The organism is Bacillus sp. AFS001701, assembly GCF_002559405.1.
Lineage (GTDB): Bacteria > Bacillota > Bacilli > Bacillales > Bacillaceae_G > Gottfriedia.
Window position 1 is genome coordinate 1 of sequence record NZ_NTZO01000083.1, and the last position, 20,314, is coordinate 20,314.

General features: G+C 32.0%; 25 protein-coding genes. 16 read left to right on the forward strand and 9 right to left on the reverse strand.

The features are described from left to right. From CN514_RS06695 to CN514_RS06705, 3 genes are all read left to right on the forward strand, one after another. A partial coding sequence (locus CN514_RS06695; RefSeq protein WP_141529313.1) for a molybdopterin-guanine dinucleotide biosynthesis protein B occupies nucleotides 1–288 on the forward strand: 288 nt, incomplete at its 5' end. Between the two features lie 32 nt (nucleotides 289–320). Further along, nucleotides 321–977, forward strand: a complete 657-nt coding sequence (modB, locus tag CN514_RS06700) for a molybdate ABC transporter permease subunit (protein ID WP_098231930.1) — start codon at nucleotides 321–323, stop codon at nucleotides 975–977. Between the two features lie 139 nt (nucleotides 978–1,116). Further along, nucleotides 1,117–1,764, forward strand: coding sequence for an MOSC domain-containing protein (locus tag CN514_RS06705; RefSeq protein ID WP_098231931.1), 648 nt, complete (start codon nucleotides 1,117–1,119; stop codon nucleotides 1,762–1,764). Between the two features lie 241 nt (nucleotides 1,765–2,005). Here CN514_RS06705 and CN514_RS06710 read toward each other — a convergent pair whose 3' ends face one another. Continuing rightward, a complete protein-coding gene (locus CN514_RS06710) occupies nucleotides 2,006–2,245 on the reverse strand; it encodes a hypothetical protein (RefSeq protein WP_098231932.1) in 240 nt (79 codons plus the stop codon). A gap of 415 nt (nucleotides 2,246–2,660) precedes the next feature. Between CN514_RS06710 and CN514_RS06715 the strand changes: the two genes are divergently transcribed. Together CN514_RS06715 and manA are read left to right on the forward strand one after the other, a co-directional pair. Then, nucleotides 2,661–3,533: an ROK family protein gene (locus CN514_RS06715; RefSeq protein WP_098231933.1), complete on the forward strand. Its 873-nt coding sequence runs from the start codon at nucleotides 2,661–2,663 to the stop codon at nucleotides 3,531–3,533. A gap of 22 nt (nucleotides 3,534–3,555) precedes the next feature. Continuing rightward, on the forward strand, nucleotides 3,556–4,500 hold the full coding sequence (gene manA, locus CN514_RS06720; protein ID WP_098231934.1) for a mannose-6-phosphate isomerase, class I: 945 nt from the start codon (nucleotides 3,556–3,558) through the stop codon (nucleotides 4,498–4,500). Between the two features lie 169 nt (nucleotides 4,501–4,669). Here the strand turns inward: manA and CN514_RS06725 are convergent, their stop codons facing one another. The 3 genes from CN514_RS06725 to CN514_RS06735 all read right to left on the reverse strand — a co-directional run bounded on the left by CN514_RS06725 (nucleotide 4,670) and on the right by CN514_RS06735 (nucleotide 6,908). Next, nucleotides 4,670–5,188: a cysteine hydrolase family protein gene (locus CN514_RS06725; RefSeq protein ID WP_098231935.1), complete on the reverse strand. Its 519-nt coding sequence runs from the start codon at nucleotides 5,186–5,188 to the stop codon at nucleotides 4,670–4,672. Nucleotides 5,189–5,308: 120 nt separating this feature from the next. Beyond that, nucleotides 5,309–6,193: an RCC1 domain-containing protein gene (locus tag CN514_RS06730; protein WP_098231936.1), complete on the reverse strand. Its 885-nt coding sequence runs from the start codon at nucleotides 6,191–6,193 to the stop codon at nucleotides 5,309–5,311. 79 nt (nucleotides 6,194–6,272) lie between these two features. Beyond that, nucleotides 6,273–6,908 carry a pentapeptide repeat-containing protein gene (locus CN514_RS06735; protein WP_098231937.1) on the reverse strand — a complete coding sequence of 212 codons (636 nt, stop codon included), beginning with the start codon at nucleotides 6,906–6,908 and terminating at the stop codon, nucleotides 6,273–6,275. Between the two features lie 555 nt (nucleotides 6,909–7,463). Between CN514_RS06735 and CN514_RS26795 the strand changes: the two genes are divergently transcribed. Together CN514_RS26795 and CN514_RS06745 are read left to right on the forward strand one after the other, a co-directional pair. Continuing rightward, nucleotides 7,464–7,637, forward strand: coding sequence for a spore coat protein (locus CN514_RS26795; protein ID WP_353652060.1), 174 nt, complete (start codon nucleotides 7,464–7,466; stop codon nucleotides 7,635–7,637). Nucleotides 7,638–7,901: 264 nt separating this feature from the next. Then, nucleotides 7,902–8,270: a DUF4180 domain-containing protein gene (locus CN514_RS06745; RefSeq protein WP_098231938.1), complete on the forward strand. Its 369-nt coding sequence runs from the start codon at nucleotides 7,902–7,904 to the stop codon at nucleotides 8,268–8,270. A 3-nt stretch (nucleotides 8,271–8,273) separates the two neighbouring features. Here the strand turns inward: CN514_RS06745 and CN514_RS06750 are convergent, their stop codons facing one another. Then, nucleotides 8,274–8,789 carry a helicase gene (locus CN514_RS06750; RefSeq protein ID WP_141529314.1) on the reverse strand — a complete coding sequence of 172 codons (516 nt, stop codon included), beginning with the start codon at nucleotides 8,787–8,789 and terminating at the stop codon, nucleotides 8,274–8,276. 172 nt (nucleotides 8,790–8,961) lie between these two features. Here CN514_RS06750 and CN514_RS06755 point away from each other — a divergent pair, with 172 nt between their 5' ends. Beyond that, complete coding sequence (locus CN514_RS06755) at nucleotides 8,962–9,660, forward strand: aspartate/glutamate racemase family protein (RefSeq protein WP_098231950.1); 699 nt, start codon at nucleotides 8,962–8,964, stop codon at nucleotides 9,658–9,660. Between the two features lie 235 nt (nucleotides 9,661–9,895). On the opposite strand, the gene CN514_RS25580 is transcribed toward CN514_RS06755, so the two are convergent. Next, entirely contained in the window at nucleotides 9,896–10,060 is a 165-nt protein-coding gene (locus tag CN514_RS25580; RefSeq protein ID WP_176525819.1) for a hypothetical protein, read from the reverse strand. A gap of 182 nt (nucleotides 10,061–10,242) precedes the next feature. Between CN514_RS25580 and CN514_RS06760 the strand changes: the two genes are divergently transcribed. The 4 genes from CN514_RS06760 to megL all read left to right on the forward strand — a co-directional run bounded on the left by CN514_RS06760 (nucleotide 10,243) and on the right by megL (nucleotide 14,376). Next, complete coding sequence (locus CN514_RS06760; protein WP_098231939.1) at nucleotides 10,243–11,367, forward strand: sensor histidine kinase; 1,125 nt, start codon at nucleotides 10,243–10,245, stop codon at nucleotides 11,365–11,367. 21 nt (nucleotides 11,368–11,388) lie between these two features. Further along, nucleotides 11,389–12,057 carry a response regulator transcription factor gene (locus CN514_RS06765; protein ID WP_098231940.1) on the forward strand — a complete coding sequence of 223 codons (669 nt, stop codon included), beginning with the start codon at nucleotides 11,389–11,391 and terminating at the stop codon, nucleotides 12,055–12,057. Nucleotides 12,058–12,608: 551 nt separating this feature from the next. Next, nucleotides 12,609–12,740, forward strand: a complete 132-nt coding sequence (locus CN514_RS26395) for a hypothetical protein (protein ID WP_282439847.1) — start codon at nucleotides 12,609–12,611, stop codon at nucleotides 12,738–12,740. A gap of 439 nt (nucleotides 12,741–13,179) precedes the next feature. Continuing rightward, nucleotides 13,180–14,376: a methionine gamma-lyase gene (gene megL, locus CN514_RS06770; protein ID WP_098231941.1), complete on the forward strand. Its 1,197-nt coding sequence runs from the start codon at nucleotides 13,180–13,182 to the stop codon at nucleotides 14,374–14,376. 67 nt (nucleotides 14,377–14,443) lie between these two features. Here megL and CN514_RS06775 read toward each other — a convergent pair whose 3' ends face one another. Both CN514_RS06775 and CN514_RS06780 read right to left on the reverse strand, forming a co-directional pair. After that, complete coding sequence (locus tag CN514_RS06775) at nucleotides 14,444–14,839, reverse strand: hypothetical protein (RefSeq protein WP_098231942.1); 396 nt, start codon at nucleotides 14,837–14,839, stop codon at nucleotides 14,444–14,446. 642 nt (nucleotides 14,840–15,481) lie between these two features. Further along, the gene (locus CN514_RS06780; protein ID WP_098231943.1) at nucleotides 15,482–16,270 is read right to left on the reverse strand and encodes an HAD family hydrolase; all 789 of its coding nucleotides are present in this window, start codon (nucleotides 16,268–16,270) and stop codon (nucleotides 15,482–15,484) included. Between the two features lie 217 nt (nucleotides 16,271–16,487). Here CN514_RS06780 and CN514_RS06785 point away from each other — a divergent pair, with 217 nt between their 5' ends. From CN514_RS06785 to CN514_RS06800, 4 genes are all read left to right on the forward strand, one after another. Next, nucleotides 16,488–17,054 carry a DUF1643 domain-containing protein gene (locus CN514_RS06785; RefSeq protein ID WP_098231944.1) on the forward strand — a complete coding sequence of 189 codons (567 nt, stop codon included), beginning with the start codon at nucleotides 16,488–16,490 and terminating at the stop codon, nucleotides 17,052–17,054. 271 nt (nucleotides 17,055–17,325) lie between these two features. Next, nucleotides 17,326–18,513: a helix-turn-helix domain-containing protein gene (locus CN514_RS06790; RefSeq protein ID WP_098231945.1), complete on the forward strand. Its 1,188-nt coding sequence runs from the start codon at nucleotides 17,326–17,328 to the stop codon at nucleotides 18,511–18,513. 155 nt (nucleotides 18,514–18,668) lie between these two features. Continuing rightward, nucleotides 18,669–18,956: a hypothetical protein gene (locus CN514_RS06795; protein WP_098231946.1), complete on the forward strand. Its 288-nt coding sequence runs from the start codon at nucleotides 18,669–18,671 to the stop codon at nucleotides 18,954–18,956. A gap of 72 nt (nucleotides 18,957–19,028) precedes the next feature. Continuing rightward, nucleotides 19,029–19,256: a hypothetical protein gene (locus tag CN514_RS06800; protein WP_098231947.1), complete on the forward strand. Its 228-nt coding sequence runs from the start codon at nucleotides 19,029–19,031 to the stop codon at nucleotides 19,254–19,256. Here the strand turns inward: CN514_RS06800 and CN514_RS06805 are convergent. Then, complete coding sequence (locus CN514_RS06805; RefSeq protein WP_098231948.1) at nucleotides 19,243–20,199, reverse strand: hypothetical protein; 957 nt, start codon at nucleotides 20,197–20,199, stop codon at nucleotides 19,243–19,245. The genes CN514_RS06800 and CN514_RS06805 overlap by 14 nt on opposite strands. Nucleotides 20,200–20,314: the final 115 nt, after the last annotated feature.

Sequence of the window (20,314 nt, forward strand, 5' to 3'; positions counted from 1 at the left end):
TTAAAGAAAACAATTGAATTATATCGCTTTTTTTCAACAGATATTATTTTTATTGAAGGTTATAAAAGGGAAAGTTATCCAAAAGTAGTATTAATAAGAAGTGAGGATGATCTGAAATTACTTGATTCATTAACGAATATTATTTGTATGATCAGCCATTTTGAGATTGAAGAGGGTAGATTGAAAGATTATCAATATTTCCATCTTTATGATGAAGAAAATTATTTAGATTTCTTAATGAATGAAATGTCAAAAGGTAATTTCATAGAAGATAAAAAAAATAGATGAAAATATGGTTTATTTTGAAATGAGGAATTTAATTGTTTGAAGAGTTTTTAATTCCCCTTAAGATTTCCATTAAGGTTACGATTGTGGCAGGATTTATCGTTATTATTTTAGGGACTATAGCTGGAAGAATTCTCTCGATGAAATCTTTTAAAGGCAAAACACTTCTAGAAACAATTTTAATGTTACCTTTAGTTCTTCCTCCCACAGTTGTAGGGTTTTTATTATTAGTCATTTTCGGAAGACAAAGCTACGTTGGAAAAATGATTGAATGGGTATTTAAACAACCAATTGTTTTTACATGGTGGGCTGCTGTAATTGCATCAATAATTGTAGCATTTCCACTTATGTATCAGTCAGCAAAAACTGGATTTCAAAATGTAGACAATGAAATTGAAGAGGCAGCTAGAGTTTGTGGAGCAAATGAATGGAATGTTTTTTTCTTGATTTCAATTCCACTTTCATTAAAAGCCATTATCTCAGGAAGTATATTAAGCGTTGCAAGAGTACTAGGGGAATTCGGTGCTACACTTATGTTTGCTGGAAATATACCAGGAAAAACACAAACTGTCCCGACGGCAATCTATTTAGCAATTGATGCTGGAAATATGAAAATGGCTTGGCTATGGGTGCTTTCGATGGTCTTAATTTCTTTTATTATGCTGTTAGTCGTACAGTTGAAACAAAAATGATTTTGCAGATTGGTATTGTTTCAAATTAGTATATAATGCTGTATGTAGGGTGTTTTTCCTTTTTATTCCAAAATTTTAATTTACATAAAATAAAACCCAGTTTTACAATTAGAAGTTTAAAAATGAGAGGGTGGAAGGTATGGCAAATAAAGTTGAGTTAATTAATCTTGCAGTAGGATTACCGAGTAAAATGGAATATGGCGAAAACAAAGAAATGATAACGGGTATTTGTAAAGAAGGAATAGAAGAAGTTTACTTATCAAAAGAAGGATTTAAAGGCGATGGAGTAGCTGACTTAAAACATCACGGTGGACCAGATCGAGCTGTATGTGTGTATCCATATGAACACTACACACTTTGGGAAAAAGAGTTTAATCTAAATTTACCACTTTCCGCATTTGGAGAAAATATTACCGTCACAAATATGTTAGAAAAAGACGTATGCATTGGCGATGTCTACCAAATTGGCGATGCGATTATACAAATTACTCAAAGCAGAATTCCTTGTGACACAATTACAAGGAGAACGAATGTAGCACTTAAGAGAATCGTAGAAACTGGTTTTACAGGCTACTTATGCCGTGTATTAAAAGAGGGTACAATCAGAAAAGATTCAGAAATAGAATTAATCGAAACTCAAAAAAATAAAGTTTCAGTACTTTATTGCAACGAGATTTATTTCCACGATCCAAAAAATGTTGAAGGAATAAAAGCGATATTGGAAGTTCCAGAATTAGCTGAGGATTGGAGAATTCGGTTAAATAAGCGTTTGGAGAGTTTAGTTTAAATATTAGTTTACGGGAAGTCGCTTTCAGTTAGAGCGGCTTCTTTTTTATTAAATGCTTTTTTAAATTATAAAAGAGTCCCTAATTAGAGAATTTTCATTCATTTTTGAAATGCAAAAGAACATCTATCCAATTTAAAGACACAGACAGATGTTCTCGTAAAAGAAATTGAAGAATATACTATCATTCATTCAATTCGTAGTATAGGAAAAAATCGTATTTCATTTTTTCTACTTTTTGAACTTAAAAGTTCCACCATCTGTCACTACGACGACCGGAATTATCTCGTCTTTCATCGTCACAACGATCTACTGCACGACAGAAGTCTTCTTGATCAACTGTGATTCTCGCATTAAACGTAACCTCTCTATTTCTTCTATTATTTCTATCATCGTTTCTATCATCGTTTCTATCATTGTTTCTATCATTAAATCTGTCGTTATTTCTATCATTATTTCTTCCATTGTTACAGTTGCAACTCATTATAACACTACCTTTTCCTTTAATTTCATCTCGATATCTTATGATTGGACAAGCAAAATGATATGGACAAGTGTTTGATTTTAACAAATTTGTTATGCAATTCCATGTATTTATTTAGCTTGGATTGGAAAAATCGCTTAAATAGGCGTTTGGAGTTTAGTTTTAAATTTACGTAAAAGGAAGTCACTCGAGGGAGAGGGGTTTCTTTTTTTGTACATGAAAAGAGTCTTATTTTTATATAGCTTTCATAAGTATATATGGATTAAAAAGTATATTTTGTCTAATAAATCATGTGAAATTAATCGCATGTTTTTCTTTAAAAATGTTTCTATATACAAAAAAAGTAAGGCGAGCTTCTAACTACTTTAAATAATGTAAGGTTTAATTAGTTTATTTTAATTGGAGGTAATGGCAAATGCTAGGTGCAATCGAAGCAGGTGGAACAAAGTTTGTATGTGCGGTCGGAGATGAAAATGGCAATTTAATTAGGCGTATTCAATTCCCGACAACTGTGCCAGATGAAACGATTTCACAAGTAATTGAATTTTTTAAGAACTATCCCATAAAAGCAATTGGTATTGGATCATTCGGTCCGATTGATGTAAACGAGGCGAGCTCTACTTACGGTTCGATTACATCAACCCCTAAAATGGCTTGGCAAGGCTTTCCTTTCGTACAAGCAATTAAGCAGCATTTTTCTGTTCCAATTGGTTTTAATACGGATGTGAATGCAGCGGCACTAGGTGAAGCAACACTTGGTGCAGCAAAAGGGTTAGATAGCTGTTTATATATAACAATTGGTACGGGTATAGGGGCTGGAGCTGTCGTAAATAGTCATTTACTTCAAGGAATCACACACCCTGAAATGGGACATATATTAGTGAGACGTCATCCGAATGATGAGTTTGTAGGGAACTGTCCATACCATCGTGATTGCTTAGAAGGCTTAGCCTCTGGACCTGCAATTGAAGCACGATGGGGGCAAACAAGTTCAAATCTAATCAATCGAAAAGAAGTTTGGGATTTAGAAGGATATTACATTGCCCAAGCACTTATGCAATACATATTAATTCTTTCGCCTAAGAAAATCATTCTTGGTGGGGGCGTAATGAATCAAATACAAGTTTTTGAAAGTGTATACAAATATTTGAAAGAGCTAGTTTGCGATTATGTTAGTTTACCAGAATTGAATGAGTATATTGTACCACCTAGTTTAGGTAATAACGCTGGAATTACCGGAGCTCTTATTCTTGCACAGAATGCTTTAACTAAAAATGCACTAGTTTAAATAGCCTATAGGAGGAAATAGCATGCAACCATTATTTTTAAAACCAGTATTTAAAGAACGAATTTGGGGTGGAACAGCTTTAAAATCAGATTTTAACTATAATATACCAAATGAAAATACAGGTGAATGCTGGGCAATTTCAGCTCATCCTAACGGTGCATCCATTATTGAAAATGGACCATTTGCAGGTATTGCATTAAATGAATTATGGAAAAAGCAACCGGAGTTATTTGGTCACCCAAAGGAAGAGGTTTTCCCACTTTTAACGAAAATTTTAGACGCAAATATGGATTTATCTGTTCAAGTACATCCTGAAGATTCTTATGCAAAGGTTAATGAAAATGGTGATCTCGGGAAAACAGAATGCTGGTATATTCTTGACTGTAAAGAAGATGCACATATGATATTTGGCCATAATGCCAAAACAAAGGAGGAACTAATTAGCCAAATTAAGGAAGGCGAATGGTCAGATTTACTTCGCAGTGTAAAAATTAAGCCAGGTGATTTTTTCTATGTCCCAAGTGGTACCATACATGCTTTATGTGAAGGAACTCTCGTATTAGAAACACAACAAAGCTCTGATACAACTTATCGAGTTTACGATTATGATCGAAAAGACTATGAAGGAAATTTAAGAGAGCTTCATTTAAATAAAGCAATCGATGTAATAACAGTCCCTCATCAAGAAACAGAAGTGGAATTTAAGACAGAGGAAAAAGAAAATATAAAGATTAATACATTTGTAGATTCAGAATTTTTCACCGTCTATAAATGGGATATTACTGGTAAAGCTTATTTAACATATAATGATCAATATTTACTTTTAAGTGTAATAAACGGTAATGGGAAACTGATTCATAGTGGAGAAGAATATAGTTTATCAAAAGGCTCGAACTTCATCATTCCTGTTGGATTTGGAGAATTTGTTTTAGATGGAGATTGTGAAATAATTGTTTCGCATACTTAAGAATTAAGGGAAAACAAGGGCATCCTTTCAGAAGATTTCTAGACTGAATGCAAGCGCTTGCCTTATGAGGTGCGAATTTATCTAAGATGTAAATGAGCACCACGGATAGGCGAAGCAAAGAAGAAAGCGAGCGTTTGTTAAGAAAAAAGGCAGCTTATTAGCTGCCTTTTTAAAATTTAACTTCACTAGTAGTTTTAGGATCAGCTAACCAACGCAGAGTCTGATTATGGTGTTTAATAATTTGCTCAGCAGTTAGCTCATCTGAATCCCATGTACTATGAGCATCCGTAACAAGTGTAACTTCATAGCCATTTCCAAAGGCGTTTCTAGTCGTTGTATCAACACAGATTTCCGTTTGAATTCCCGCCATGATTAAATGATTAATTTCTTGTTTTGCTAGCTCTTCTTTTAAATTCGTCTTAAAAAATGAGTCTGGTGTTGTTTTATGTATAATGATATCTCCATCAATTGGAGCAATATCTGACTGAATTTCCCAACCAGGTGTACCAAATTCAAGTGGAGAATCTTCTTCAGAATGCTGTATATAAAATATTGGCGTATTCGTAGCCCTTGCTTTATCGATCAATTTGTTTAGATTATTTAATAATGTTTCCCAGTTATATACCGGATTAGATTCGGAGAACATAAAAGCCTGTACATCAATTACTAAAAGAGCTGTTTTTTTCATTAATATATCTCCCCTTAGAAAATTGGATATTTTTTACCCGTTATAGAAGAAAATATATCATGATTAACAGCAGAGGAGAAGGGGTTATTTTCAGAAAATTTTGCTTGTTGTTATTTAAAACTATTTTTCGGATAGTTGGATACCGTGCCAGTTGCTTACATTACATTGGCCGGATTCATTACTACCTACAGCTACAACTGTGCCATCTGCTTTAAGTCCAAGAGTATGTGTGCAACCCGCCGAAATCGCTACAATATCGCACCAGTCACTTACATTACATTCGCCATGGCTCTTCAACCCGGTAGCCATAACTGAGCCGTCCGCTTTAAGTCCTATCGTATGATTACTACCCGCCGAAATCGCTACAATGTCTTGCCATTCGCTTACATCGCATTGACCATCCTTATTCAATCCCACAGCAACAACCGTGCCGTTCGATTTTAGCCCGACCGTATGAAGATAACCCGCAGCAACCTCCACAATATCATGCCATCCACTCACTTTACATTGGCCATACCGATTATTACCTACAGTTGTAACTGTGCCATCCGCTTTAAGTCCGACAGTATGCCAGTCACCTGCCGCAATCCCCACAATGTTGTGCCAATCACTTACATTGCACTGACCATCGTTGTTTCGACCTACAGCTACGACCGTACCATCTGATTTAATTCCAACAGAACGACGCCAACCAGCCGCAATTGCCACAATATCGCACCATTCGCTTACATTGCATTGTTCATGCATATTCCATCCCACAGCCACAACAGTTCCGTCAGATTTAAGCCCAATCGTATGAGAATTACCCGTGTGAGCCTTACCCGCAGCAACCGCTACAATATCGCGCCAATCTTTTACTTCCAGTTTGCTATATTTATGATCACCAACAGCTGTCACAGTACCATCTGATTTAAGCCCGACGGAATGACGATATCCAGCTGCTATAGAATCTTTAGGGAACATTTTTACTTTTAACTTCGCTTCGTTCGGTGAAGGATAATCCATGTTTATACCTCCTATTACTAACAGGATTTAAATAGTAATTCTAACTAAAAATCTTTAGATTTAATCAAATACTTAACTTTTATTCTACAATCTTTAGTCCCATCAATGCTGCAAATTGAACGGCTTGAGTTGATGAAACTTTACAGCCGTTTAAATTACTAATTGAAACGGTTAATTCATTAAAAGTAGAACTACTAATATCGATACCTTTGAGTGATGTTTGTTCAAAATTTGCTCCATCAATATCACATCTATTAAAATCAACTTTTTTGAATTTACAATCATAAAAATCAGTACTTTTTAGAACAGAGTCTCGAAAAATTACTTTTTCTAGTTTTGATTCTCCGAAGAGAGACAAGTTTAAAACAGAATTTTCAAATTGTACATTTCCAATGCTAGATTCCGTAAAATTTGCACCTAATAATTTACAATTTTTAAAGATAACTTTGTGGATAGAAGAATTTCTCATAGTGCAATTTGATAAATCACAGTCTTCAAAATATACATCAGTCATACTGATATTTTTAAAATCTGTATTCGTAAATTTACAATTCTTGATGACCGCTTTATATAAATATACTCGATCTACAACTTCATTTTCAAAAACAGAGCCAGAGATCTCACACATTCCTAATTCTGGGTCCTCTTCATAAAAAATATCATAAAAATTCTTAGCTATTAATTCTTTGGGGATAGTAGGTGTATCGATTTTCATAGTGATTCCTCTCTTTAAATAAGTTGGATGAAACTTACATCCATTAGATTTGCTACTCAATACTATAAAGAACTTTGAGTTTTAAAAAAAGACTTTTAATTTTATTAGGTCTGTGTACAAAACAGCTTTTTTTTTGAAGTAGAAACGAAAACTCTATTGTCAAATTCTATCCTTTTATAAATAAAATTTAATATCGAATATTAAATCGCTTGTTCTAATTTACAATTTTTAAAAAATTGAAATCTCTTAAACTTCCATATTTATACTAGGATACTTGTCCAATCTATTTTCTATCATTTTGACTAAATTATATTAAAACTATCAGGAGGTGATTTAATTTATCCAATCCGTCCGGTTACTAGTGCTAGTGTAACTGAAAGACAAAGATCTTTTAATAGATTAGAAAATGCACAAGCAGAATTTCAAAGATTAGTAATTCGCGTTTCACACACTATTACAGTTGCTCAAACTGAAGCTCAAGCTTTAGTTTTAGTACAAGCTTCACTACAAGCTGCAATCGAAGCTGTAATTCTTATTTTTGGTGATGATCCAAGAATTAGTCAATTACAAAAAGTTGCTCAATCTTTAGAAAACCTTCAATTACAATCACAATCTGTTTACATTGAAAATTCAGATGGAATTGTCGTAACACAAACTGAACTGCAAATTGAAGTAGTCATTCAAGCTGCAATTCAATTATTAGCACAATTAGTAGCAAAACTCGGCTAATAATATTTGGAGAAGAAAAGGACAAACTTTATAATATGTCCTAAACCTCTTATTCAAATTTGTTAAATGATTTTTTGCTAGGGTTTATGACTTTTTTTGAAGCTGTTGGTAGTCTCCCGTCTCCAAAGAAAGTTATCCTGATTTAGATTTTAATACCATCTATAATTAATTATTAAAAATAAAAACAAAAGTATCGCTTCACGCTACATATTCTTTGTTTTAAAATAGTAGAAATAATAAAAACTTTGAAAAGGGGAAGAGTAGATGAATATTAAAACAACAGAAGTAAATGGGCAACTAATTGCAATCGCCAATGTAGATTCAGTAATTCTTGCAGATGAGCAGAGTGCTTTAGATCTTATTATGACAATAAGTTATGATCATAAAAGTAATCGAATAGCTCTTAACAAAGAAGCAATTTCAGAAGGCTTTTTCAATCTTAGTACGAAACTTGCAGGTGCAGTGCTTCAGAAGTTCGTTAACTACAATATTAAGTTTGCGATTATAGGTGACTTTTCTAGTTATACAAGTAAGGCACTAAAAGATTTCATTTACGAGTGTAATAAAGGGAATAATGTATTTTTTGTTTCAACAGAACAAGAAGCAATTGATAGATTATCTAAAGCAAACTAATCACTAGTTTTGACAAAAGATAAAATGATCATCATTGTTCCAAACGTGTAGATGATCGGCACGGTATCCGCGAAGCCATAGTACACCATTAATTCGTCTAATGTAAAAACCTTTTGGAAAATCTTCATCTTTAGATAGTGCCTCAGATGCAATTGTGATTGAGCCGGATGGAGCTTGATGTTGCTTTACGGAAATCCCAGAAAAAACTTCTGGTTGATCTAAGTACGACAGTCTTAGATAAGGTCCTAGCTCAAGAGGGCACAATTCCAAATTTAGTTCCTTTGCTTTTTTATATATTTGAGGTGTTGTAGCTCCTTCTAAAAATCCAAGATCGCCAATCGTTAGTTCAACTGTTTGAAGGCTATACTTTGTATTTGATACAGTAAAGTGATCATCTTTTAATAGCATCTCACCATATTCATTCATCGAGAAAGAGGCTTGATGTAGTTTCTCGATTAACTGGTATTTCGTTTGGCCACCTATTTCTACTATTCTAGTAATAAATGGACAATTAGGTATATTTTTTCTTTTTCAATATGCATTTTGTTCACTCCTACTTCATATTATTGTGCTTAAACTATTCTATAGTTGTAAATAAATTTCCTTGTTAAACTAAGAGATAATAATAGGTCTTGAATTTTTTGATGAACAGATGAGTAAAAATTTAAAAAGAAATTGGAGTTGAATGATGATGAAAACAATCGGGCTGATTGGTGGTATGAGTTGGGAGTCTTCATTACTGTATTATCAAATTATGAACGAACGTGTGAAAGAAAAGCTTGGCGGTCATCACTCCGCAAAAAGCTTACTGTATTCAGTCGATTTTCAAGAAATTAAAACGCTTCAGTTTGAGGACCGATGGGATGAGTTAACGAAAATTATGATTGATATTGCTAAAAAACTGGAGACAAGTGGAGCAGATTGTCTTGTTATTTGTACGAATACAATGCATAAGATGGCCAAGGAAGTTGAAGAATCGGTCAAAATTCCTTTATGTCATATTGCAGATGCAACTGCTAAAGAAATTGTAAATAATGGAATTAAAAAAGTTGCTTTGTTAGGAACAGCATTTACAATGGAGCATGATTTTTATAAAGGTAGATTAATTGAGCAGTTTGGTTTAGATGTTATTGTCCCAAATGAAGCTGAAAGAAAACGAATACATAATATTATTTATGAGGAACTTTGTCTTGGAATTGTTAAAGAGGATTCTAAGCAAGTTTATTTAAACATAATCGATCAATTAATTGAACACGGAGCGGAAGCGGTTATTTTGGGGTGTACTGAAATAACGATGTTAATCTCTCAGGAAAATTGCAGTATCCCTGTCTTTGATACGACAAGAATTCATGCTGAAAGTGCTGTGGATTTTGCTTTAGGTATTCAATAATAAAAGAAACCCACAAGGTATAAAAAATTTCCTTGTGGGTTTTCATATTTCACGATATAGAACAATTAACCTTCAATAGGGAAATCGTTGTTTCCTTGAACAAGTGTTTTCTCTTTTCGAATCATATATAAATTGAAGACAATATAATAGGCAAACATGATTAGCATTAGCCCAGCAGACCATCCAGAAGCCATGCTTTGTAATCTATTAGATAAAACATCATTTTGTAATCCATTTAGTTTTTCAATTGAGTAAATATCATAATAAAGAAGAACACTGTACTTATACGCATTCTCTTCTTATTCAATTGCTGCCAGCCGATTCTTCGGCGGACCCTTTTAAAGATGCGATAAACTAAAAGTAAAAGAATAATTCCAATAAAAATATATTGTTGATTCATTGTTTTTCTCCTTAATTTGTATTGTATGTTCATATGATATTCTTTTATTTATTTTGAATCGACTTCTATTTGATAGAAATTTATTCATAAAGTCTATAACTAGAGATAGAGGAAAACAGGAAGAATATTCATTAAAATTAAAAGTGATTTTTTTAAAGGTAAATGAGAGGAGTAAGTTTATTTTGAAGGAGAACAAAGTCTTCTTATTAAGACCAATCATAGGTGCTACTATTATTTTAATTTTCATGAGCACCGGGAAGTTATTTAGTGGACCACCTCTTAAAACGACACTTTATTTAACTATCTGGGTTACTTTAACATGTATTTTATTGATTCCTAAAGATAAATGGTCGAATGTAAATTTAGTTATTGCTTTTAGTATTATGGTGATTGAAGCGTTAGTAGGATTAATACTATTTAAAGAAGTAAATGTGTTGTATTTTTTAGCATTTATGTTTCACGTAACGATTATTCGGTCCTCTTTATCGAGGACTCCGATTACATCAATTATCGTTATGATTGTCATTGCTTTAATCTATACGCGATTCGGACACCAAGATTTATTAAATGTTTTAACCTATATTTTGATCTCAATTATTATTTATTTAAATATAAGAAGTAGAATGCAGCGAAATGAAATGTATAAATTGAATAAACAATATGTCGTTAATTTAGAAAAAGCATACAGTCAATTACAAGAAGCATCTTCGACTGTTATGCAAAATGCAATTTTAGAAGAGAGAAATCGAATTGCAAGAGATATACATGATGCCGTGGGACATAGTTTAACTTCAATCATCGTTCAAATACAAGCTGTACAATATATGATAAAAAAGGATCCAAATCGAGCTGAACAAAGTTTAAAGGATATGTTAGTAGTTGCTCGAAAAGGTTTAGATGATATACGAAAATCCGTTCATTCACTTGCTGATGATCTTCCTCACTCTGCAATTGGCACATTAGAAACATTACTGGCACATATGGAGTCCTCATCAACTATTCAATATTCCTTTAAAGCGGAGATTGGTGATGTTGAATTAGAAATACTGTTTAGAATTTTACAAGAATCAATTACAAATGTTATACGTCATTCTCAAGCTACAAAACTAGATGTTGTACTGAAAAAGGAAGCTGAAGTCATCAATATGACCATTAGGGATAATGGGGATTTAGAAAATGCTCAAAAAATTAATGAAGGATTTGGATTAAAATCAATGAGAGAAAGACTAGAGAAAATGAATGGTAGTCTTTCCTATTCAGTTATTTTTCCACATGGCTTTGAAATCGTTGCAAAAATACCATTGTGATGAAGGAAAGGGTGAGAAAATATGTCAAATGAAAAAATAAAGGTCTTACTAGTTGATGACCAAACGATGATTAGGCAAGGCTTTAGTTATGTAATCAATCTACAAGATGATCTGAACTTAGTTGGTGAAGCATCCAACGGAATAGAAGCAATTAAGCTAGCAAAAGAAAAACTCCCAGATGTCATTCTGATGGATATACAAATGCCAAATCTTTCAGGAATAGATGCTACAAAAGAAATAATGAACCAATTACCTACGACGAAAATAGTTATATTAACTACATTTGATGATCAAGAATATATTTACCAAGGTATTCGCGCAGGAGCTGTAGGGTTTTTATTAAAGGATGCTGAAGTTGAAGAAATGCTTGATGCGATTCGCTCAGCCCATCGTGGTGAAGCTATTTTTAAAACAACCCTTGCAGCAAATGCACTTTCTAGAGCGATTGTTTCTGGATTTGCCATTCCAAGTAAAAAAGGTGAATCAATACTAATCGAAAAACTAACGGATCGCGAACAAGAAATCCTCCAAGAAATGGCCTATGGACTTCGAAATGACCAAATCGGTAAGAAATTATTTATAACGGAAGGTACTGTAAAATCTCATGTCCATCGTATATTACAAAAATTTAGCTGTGAAGATCGAACACAAGTAGTCGTAACAGCACTTAGGAATGGAATGGTGAAGTAAGAAGGAAGTTTAGGAAAGTAAATAAAAAGTAGATGTTATTTCTATCTGAGATAACACCTACCTTCTTTGAACCGAAATCTACATAAATGAAATTTTTCATAATGGCTTGTATTACTTTTAAAATCAATTCGGAGGAATAAGTGGAAAGGAAAGTTTAGGAGAAGAAGTTTCGAATTGAAAAGTGCTAATTTTAGTTTGAATTTAAGGTTAGAAGAAGTAATTATAGGGATGACTTTAGAATCAGTAATAAAATAGTGTAGAAAATCTTCGTTACATAGACTCGGTAATAAATGTGATCATAAAATACATCTAATGAAATAGATATAATATTAAATGGTCGAAAGCAAGAGTTTGTTCTAGACACTGAACTATTTTGTACAAGTTTTTTTATGAAAAAAAGAGGAAAAAATAAAAAAACTACGAACTATTATAATTACTAATTCATTCGTTAATCGAAGTACTTTTTTCATTGAAAATTGGATATGTATTTTATTAAGTAAGTTTGTTAACAATACGAAAATTAAATAAAATTTACTAAAGAGGTGTAGTCAATGAGCTTCCATGATCCAAACGAATTTGATGAATTGATACCAAATGATACCGATTTAAATTTTATTAAGAAATTTCCAGAAGTTGAAGAAGCGATTGGAATTGATGAAATTCTGAAGTGGTTAGAAGATTAATGAAATGAGATTAAAAAAAGTACTTTCTAGTCTATAGAGAGTACTTTTTTAATTATTTATAAAGATAAAGGAATCAGCTTCCTTAAAGAGGCTGATTCTTTTTTGTTTGATCATAGTGGACTGAATATTCATTAAATCAGGTAATGTAAAAGGTCTACTGAGGAAATGGAATAGGGTAAAAGATAGGGAGGGAAATTACAATAAATAATTAAAAAGAACCAATATAAAATAGATTATTTTGGTTCTTTCTATTTTATATTTGCGTATTATGTTGGTTTGAAATTATGTAATCATACCTATAGTAAGACCTGTTAAGAGGTATTGCTTTCCTATATATAGAAGTAGTCTAAGTGAATAATTTGTAAGGGCTTTCATTTTGGTTTTTTTGCTTTAATTAACGTTTGAACAACACGTACTTAATTAAGGAGGCTAATTAGAAATGAAGAAAAATCAGTTTGATACAAAGTTGATTCACGAAGGCTACAAAACTAGTGAGTATCAAGGGAGTCTAACTCCTCCATTATTTCATACGTCTACCTATACATTTCCAACTGCACAGCATGGAGAACAGTCCTTTGCTGGAGAAAGAGATGACTTTATTTATTCAAGATTAGGAAATCCAACCGTTCAAATTTTGGAAGAACGAATGGCTGCGTTAGAAGAAGGAGAAGTAGCGTTAGCATTTGGTTCTGGAATGGCTGCTGTGTCTGCTACAATTTTCTCTTTAATTAGTACTGGAGACCATATTTTATGTTCAAAAGGCATATACGGTTGTACGTATGGATTTTTAGAAATGCTAGAGAGTAAATTCGGCATTGAACATAACTTTTGCGAAATGGATACTGAAGAAGAAATTCAAAACTTAATCCAAGAAAACACGAAAGTTATCTTTATTGAAACACCAATCAATCCTACTATGAAAGTCATAGATATTGAAATGGTTGTCGAAGTTGCGAAGAAATATAATATTACGGTAGTTGTTGATAACACATTTTGTTCACCTTATTTACAAAAGCCATTAACACTAGGCTGTGACATTGTGCTACATAGTGCAACGAAATATATTAGTGGTCATGGTGATGTAGTTGCAGGAATTGTTGTTTGTAAAAGAAAAGAGTTAGCTGAACGAATGATCCCTATTCGAAAAGATATAGGAGCGATTATGTCACCATTTGATGCATGGCTTTTGCTTCGAGGATTAAAGACATTAGCAGTTCGAATGGACCGTCAATGTGAAAATGCAAAAAAGGTCGTTTCATTTTTACAATCGCATCCAATGGTTAAGGATGTATTTTACCCTGGAGATTTTAAAAGCCAAAATTATTTTATTGCAAGTAAGCAAATGAAAAAAGGTGGAGGAGTCTTCGCATTTACAATTGACGGGACAAAGGAAGAAACACAGGAATTTATTAACCATTTAGAAATGATAAAAATAGCAGTAAGTCTAGGTGATACAGAGACATTAGTACAGCATCCGGCGACGATGACACATGCAGTCGTTCCAAAAGAGCTACGAGAAAAAATGGGCATAACAGAAAATATGCTACGCATGTCAGTTGGTTTAGAAGCATGGGAAGATATTGTAGCGGACTTACAACAAGCTTTACGTAAATCTAGTAGCAATTCATTATGTTAAGCTTGAGTTGATAAAAAAGTACTTTCTAAATTTTACTTAGAAAGTACTTTTTAATTTAGCTCTAAAATTAAATCGGAAAATCAACAATTTCATAAATAATATTTTTATCAATCCTAAACTCAATGGCAAAATGCAGATCAAAATCGACGAGTTGGTGGACTGTTATATATGAATCATGAATTTCATTAATGCGAACTACATAATGATAAATTAGCGTTTTTACGATGACGACCTCGCCTTTAAACTCCTTTGCAAGACGATTAATCCTTTTTTGTGTTTGAGGAGTCGTGCTTTCAGATACCGTTATATAATGTCTCTTCGCCTGCCATGACTCATCACTTGTAAAATCTCCTTGCTCATTTCTTGAAGAAACACTTTTACATGATAATTTACCAATCTCAATCACCAACGCTAAATCAATTCGAATTTGTCTAAACACCTCATCAGAGGCCAAAATGATCATATTTAATGAATGGTCTTCATTAATTGATACTAATCTTCCTCTATAATTAAATAAAAATGTCTCTAAAAAAACCTTTTTCCCAAGTAATTTCTTAGCTCTTTTTAAAATATGACTTCTATTCTCTGGTGAAGTGCTTTTAGCTATGCTCCATAAGTTTGATACTACATTTTATGAAACGAATTCTACTCATCGAAACGGTCAATATCATTAGTTAAAAAATTTTATAGGACGAGCAGTCTTTCAAAGGGAAGATTTTTAAGATTATTGACATAAATAGGGGGTATATCTAGTCAAAATCGTAATAGTTATATAATAATGTCTATGTGAAATTACAAGTTTGATTTAATTTTTTGCTGAATAGACTGATTAGACTTAATTAAAGGCACTAGCTTTTGATGAAAAGAAGCACGATATACGGATAGTAGTATGGGTATATTTTTAGTTTAATTGCGTTTTTCATCCTTTTAATTGCATTTCTGGAACTTTTAATTGCGATTCCAGGAATTTAATTGCAGATTTGCCATTATTAATTGCGATTCTTGGAATTTAATTGCACTTGCTAGAGTAATTAGAACTAATACCCAATCAAAAAAAATCCAGCAAGCCCTCATAAAAATGGACCACTAGATTTTTTAAAAAAAACTACTTATTCAAAGAATCAATAATCGGATAAAGCTCTTCTAAATGAGTAATTTCATATGTAGGTACAACTTCATTTCGCTTTTTATAATGCCTATTAATCCATACGTTTTTCATTCCAATTCTGCTTGAGCCTAAAATATCAGTCATAAGATTATCTCCGACCATAATGACCTCTTCTTTTGATAGTTCCATTAATGATAAGGCATGTTCAAAAATACTTGGATCAGGTTTACCTTTTCCGAAGTCTCCAGAAATTAGTATTTGATCAAAATATTCTTTAATCTTTGGTGTGATTGAAAGCTTCGTATGTTGCAAATCAGGGGAGCCGTTTGTTAGTAAGAGTAGTTTATACTGTCCATTTAATCGATCAAGTACATCAAATGTTTCATCGTATACAAAAGGGTTTCCTTTGCGTTCTTCAGGGAATGTTTCAGCTAATAAATGACCAAATTCTGGATCATCTATTCCAAATGCTTTTAAGCCAAGCGTCCATGCATTTTTTCGATAGGTAGGTGAATTCTCCCTCATTTTTGGAAATTGATCATGAGCATCTAAAAAATTCCCCCATAGTCCTTCGAATGGATTAATGCCAATTAATTTTGTGAATTCGTATGTATCGTATGATTCATAAAGCTTTCTAGCCGCATCACGAACGGCATTTTCAAATTCAGTTGGATCAATACCGTATTTTTCTGCAGCAAGCTTACAAGTATTTTCAAATGCAACTTGAACACTTTTTTGGTCCCAAAGTAAAGTGTCATCCAAATCAAAAATGATTCCTTTAATCATAAAAAAAAGCCCCTTCCTAATATGAACTGTATAAATTATCCACTATCGTACTAGGAAAATATGAATTAGTAAATAGGAAGCTACTAAAATTTCACTTTTTTTTAGTTACAATGTAAGGTTTATTTATTTTAAATTAATAATATAGTACAAATGACGATTAAATGGAATATAATACTTTGTTGATTTTGTTTTAATTAATGATGAAAAGAGTGAGTATATGTCATTTGAGGATTTTGTAAACTGTCATTCAATGCAAATTCATACGAAGGCGGTCTTCGATAAACAAAATAAATTAATGCGATATTCGCTTACAAGAACTTGGGATGAATCAAAAAAGAAAGCTACTCTTGTATTACTTAATCCTTGTCGGGCAAATCATCTAAAGAGTGATTATATATTGGCGAGATGTCTTAACTTTTTTATAGATTATAAGAAAGGTAACTTCGGATCGCTAGAACTAGTAAATCTTTTTGCATTAATGGAACCGGATTCAACAAAGCTAAAAGGGAAAAAGTGCGAAGTTGGCGAACATAACGATGAAGCGATTAAATTAGCGATTAGTAACGCAGATATTATTATAGTAGGTTGGGGTTCAAGTAAACGATTTAAATGGCGAATAAAAGAAGTTCTAGATCTGCTAGAACCTTATAAAGATAAATTATTTAATTTTTGTGATGACTCAAATCGGAAGGATATATTGATTCACCCAGTTATTTTAGCGGAACGACATTGGTTAGAAAAATTAAATTTTGAAGCACTTTATGAATGGACTACAAAAAATTAATCATAATGATATTTCTGAAGACAACTCATTTGGGTTGTTTTTTTTTATTGCTTGAAAATTCAAACTTATATTTATAAAAATTGTTATAATAAATTGAGCATTGGTAAATAGATACACTTTAAATTAATTACTAAACTTTACTAAAATTGCCGAAGTTCTAGAAACTCAATTATTACTTGAGTCCATTTTTCCTCAATTCAAGTAACACTTGATTTTAACTATTCAATTAACTAGATACAATGAAATTAACTTTTAAATAGAGGTGATATTAATGTTTGATATGAAAAAAGTAGGTAGACAAATCGCTCAATTAAGAAAAGCAAACAAGATTACACAGATGAAGCTAGCTGATCAACTAGGTGTTAGCTTTCAAGCAATTAGTAACTGGGAACGTGGAGAGACAATGCCTGATATTTCAAAATTACCCGAGCTTGCTGAAATATTTAATGTAAGCATAGATGAAATTTTAGGAAATGAAAAAGGTGTTAAGCTGATTAATAATTTAATTGAAAAAGATCATCCTGATACTTCAATTGAGTTAGAAGTTGAAAAAGAAGAATTTTTAAATGTTGCACTAATTCTTAATATCGATCAAGCAGACTTAGTATTTAGAAACGTTGAGAATGATCTGACGATTATTGATACAGCGGATATTGCTCCATTTGTTAGTGAAGAACTAATCGATGAATGTGCAAAGAAAGAATTTGATTCGAATGGAATCAAGGGATTAACAAGGATTGCACCTTATATTAGTAACGATGTAATTGATGAATTTGCGAAGAAAGAGTTTGAGTCAAATGGAATTGAAGAATTAACTCGGGTGGCACCGTTTATTAGTCAGGAGTTAATTGATGAATTAGCAAAAAAAGAGTTTGAATCGAATGGTATAAAAGGATTTACATCTTTGGCACCATTTATTAGTGATGAAGTAATGAATGAATTAGCAAAGAAAGAGTTTGAAACAAATGGTATAAAAGGATTAACTCGGGTGGCACCATTTATCAGTGAAGAAGTAATGAATGAATGTGCAAAGAAAGAGTTCGAAACAAATGGAATAAAAGGATTAACTCAGGTGGCACCATTTATTAGCGACGAGATCATCGATGAATGTGCAAAGAAAGAGTTTGAGTTGAATGGCATAAAAGAAATAACATCAATGGCAGCATTTATCAGTGATGAAATAATCGATGAATGTGCAAAGAAAGAGTTTGAAACAAATGGTATAAATGGACTAGCATCAATGGCACCATTTATTAGTGCTAAAATAATTGATGAATGCACAAGAAAGAGTTATGAATTAAACGGGATCAAGTCATTAACACCAATCTGTCCATTTATTGAAGGTGACCTACTTAATGATCTTGCTTTAGATGCAATTTCAAAACATGGCATTAATGAAATTTTTTCAGTGATTCCATTTTTAGATTCAAAAATTGTAAAAAATGCAGTAATTAAATAAGTTTCAAAATGAACTTGTTTACTTTCAGGGGTCGCAATTAGGACCCTTTTTTATTTTTTCTAGACATTTTATTAATAAAAAAGGATATTTTCTGGACAATTCAGTAATATCCTTTATCATATAATTAGTAAAAATAATGAAAAGGTGACGACTTTATGAAAAAATTACTTGTTATCGGGGCTTTAGCAATCTGTCTAATTATTTCTGCACAAACAAATCCGTCTAAAGGAGAGTTTGTCACTTGGGCAAAGGATCAACTTAAATTGGAATCAAAAAATAAATATATTGATTTCGGGATTGACTTATTAGGTGAAAAACTTATTAGTAAGGTTACAACTAAAAAAGATTATGTCTTTTTTTCAGTTTACGAGGTGAAGGCTTTAGATAAGGAAATAAAAGTGATCGGTTTATTTAATCATTTTATTCCAATTTCAAAAAAATAAATTCGAAGTGTTAGTGGAAAACTTTGATTGCTTGTATATAATAGAAGAATAAAGTTAAAAGAGGTGGAAAGAATGAGCAAATCAAAAGCAAGAAAATTACGAGAAAAGCTAGTTAGAGAAGGTAAACGAAATCCAGAATTAAGTAGAAGTTCATTTGCGATGTTAGATCTAAATACGCGTAGAACAAAAACGAAACAAGAAAAATTAAATCAAGTTAAACATAAAAAACAGTCCTTTGGAAAAGATGATTTTCAAACAAAGGACTGTTTTTATTTAGATGCTTATCTTATTGTTGTGTAGTAGGCGCTTTTTTTACTTTATTAGCGAATTTAACTGTTAGATTTGTTTTATATACGTCAGCAGCAGCTTCAAATTGATTGTAAGTAGTATTAAATTTTTTAAAAACGGCAGTTGCATTTACAAGAGCAATTTTTGCTTTTGCCACATCTCTTTTTTCAATTGCATTATCTAAGCTTTCATTATCTTCTATATCATAGAGCTCATCAAAACCATCTTTAAAATACTTATTAAACATAGAATCTAAATCTTTTTCGATTTGGCGATGTGTTGTGTAATCCATATCAAGAACATCGTATGCATAGCTAATAATTTCTTGATCTTTAGATGTCATCCCATAAAAGTGTTGATTTATTAACGCATATTCAGTTTCATAGTTTTTATATTCAACAGATAATTGCTTACGAATATAAATTTCATTTTCCGTGAAAATTTGATCCTCGATAACGTATACATATGACTCGATCATATCATATGTGTGGTTTTGGTAATTTCTAATTGCCATCAATTTATTTTTTTGTGTTGTAAAGTATGTTTTAGCACCCTTTGAATCTACTTTTTTAATATATGTATTAAACTGTGCTGTTACTTTCTTCATGTCTACTGCTGCATTGTCTTTTCGCGCTTTATCAATTCTTGTTTTAAAGCTCGTTGTTTTTTTCACTAGTTCATCTTTACCTGTATATCCGTACTTATTAAATAAAGTAACATCAGTTTGAAGTTCTTTATAATAATCATAAACATCTTGATCTGTATAATAGATTTCACTTTTTAAGTTGTTCAGTACTTTAATATAAGAGCTTACTTGTTTTTTTAAATCATTTTGAGCTTGGACAACTTTAGTATTAGTTGCTGCTTGGGTTTCAGTTGGTAGCATACCTAATAGAATACCTGCTGATAGAGTTGTTGCAGTTGCTATAGTTGCGATTTTCTTAAATTTATTCATTTCGGTCTCCTAATAATATAATATTAAAATTTTTCATACTATTAGTATATTACATGTTACAAAAATATTAAATATATATTAATAGGATTAAATCTAATTTAAATTACCTTTAAAT

Bases quoted from the DNA above. Each gene is read 5' to 3' on its own strand.
- CN514_RS06735 (WP_098231937.1), bottom strand. From the start codon at position 6,908: ATGAAAATCGATACACCTACTATCCCCAAAGAATTAATAGCTAAGAAT.
- CN514_RS25580 (WP_176525819.1), bottom strand. From the start codon at position 10,060: ATGAATCAACAATATATTTTTATTGGAATTATTCTTTTACTTTTAGTT.
- CN514_RS06710 (WP_098231932.1), bottom strand. From the start codon at position 2,245: ATGAGTTGCAACTGTAACAATGGAAGAAATAATGATAGAAATAACGAC.
- CN514_RS06725 (WP_098231935.1), bottom strand. From the start codon at position 5,188: ATGAAAAAAACAGCTCTTTTAGTAATTGATGTACAGGCTTTTATGTTC.
- CN514_RS06805 (WP_098231948.1), bottom strand. From the start codon at position 20,199: ATGAATAAATTTAAGAAAATCGCAACTATAGCAACTGCAACAACTCTA.
- CN514_RS06715 (WP_098231933.1), top strand. From the start codon at position 2,661: ATGCTAGGTGCAATCGAAGCAGGTGGAACAAAGTTTGTATGTGCGGTC.
- CN514_RS06795 (WP_098231946.1), top strand. From the start codon at position 18,669: ATGAAAAAATTACTTGTTATCGGGGCTTTAGCAATCTGTCTAATTATT.
- CN514_RS26395 (WP_282439847.1), top strand. From the start codon at position 12,609: ATGAGCTTCCATGATCCAAACGAATTTGATGAATTGATACCAAATGAT.
- CN514_RS06765 (WP_098231940.1), top strand. From the start codon at position 11,389: ATGTCAAATGAAAAAATAAAGGTCTTACTAGTTGATGACCAAACGATG.
- CN514_RS06780 (WP_098231943.1), bottom strand. From the start codon at position 16,270: ATGATTAAAGGAATCATTTTTGATTTGGATGACACTTTACTTTGGGAC.
- CN514_RS06745 (WP_098231938.1), top strand. From the start codon at position 7,902: ATGAATATTAAAACAACAGAAGTAAATGGGCAACTAATTGCAATCGCC.
- CN514_RS06800 (WP_098231947.1), top strand. From the start codon at position 19,029: ATGAGCAAATCAAAAGCAAGAAAATTACGAGAAAAGCTAGTTAGAGAA.
- CN514_RS06790 (WP_098231945.1), top strand. From the start codon at position 17,326: ATGTTTGATATGAAAAAAGTAGGTAGACAAATCGCTCAATTAAGAAAA.
- CN514_RS06705 (WP_098231931.1), top strand. From the start codon at position 1,117: ATGGCAAATAAAGTTGAGTTAATTAATCTTGCAGTAGGATTACCGAGT.
- megL (WP_098231941.1), top strand. From the start codon at position 13,180: ATGAAGAAAAATCAGTTTGATACAAAGTTGATTCACGAAGGCTACAAA.
- CN514_RS06785 (WP_098231944.1), top strand. From the start codon at position 16,488: ATGTCATTTGAGGATTTTGTAAACTGTCATTCAATGCAAATTCATACG.
- CN514_RS06755 (WP_098231950.1), top strand. From the start codon at position 8,962: ATGAAAACAATCGGGCTGATTGGTGGTATGAGTTGGGAGTCTTCATTA.
- manA (WP_098231934.1), top strand. From the start codon at position 3,556: ATGCAACCATTATTTTTAAAACCAGTATTTAAAGAACGAATTTGGGGT.
- CN514_RS06775 (WP_098231942.1), bottom strand. From the start codon at position 14,839: ATGATCATTTTGGCCTCTGATGAGGTGTTTAGACAAATTCGAATTGAT.
- CN514_RS06730 (WP_098231936.1), bottom strand. From the start codon at position 6,193: ATGGATTATCCTTCACCGAACGAAGCGAAGTTAAAAGTAAAAATGTTC.